Source organism: Carboxydocella sp. JDF658 (assembly GCF_002049395.1).
In the GTDB taxonomy this organism is placed as follows: domain Bacteria; phylum Bacillota.
In genome coordinates this window covers 1-243 of record NZ_BDLR01000194.1, presented here as the reverse complement: position 1 = coordinate 243, position 243 = coordinate 1, and the positions used below count along the sequence as shown (strand labels likewise).

The 243-nt window shown below is 40.3% G+C and carries 1 pseudogene; it reads left to right on the top strand.

The window, feature by feature from the left end:
• A pseudogene (locus JDF658_RS14540) lies at window positions 1-243 on the top strand (IS4 family transposase); the annotation flags it as partial.

Sequence of the window (243 nt, the reverse complement as noted above, 5' to 3'; positions counted from 1 at the left end):
AAGAAATTCGATCACTACTGTGAAAAAGGAATAGGTTTTGTAACTCGTCTCAAGTCAAATGCTGTGGTGTATGTGCAAAAAGAATTGCCACTTTCGCCGGAAAGCGAAATTAGCAGGGATTACATAGCTATCCTGGGCTGGGTTTCATCAAGAATGAAGCACCCTGTACGTCTGATTGAAACAACGGATACAGAAGGGAATCAAATTACAATTGTAACGAATGTCTTTGAAAAGACTGCCGAA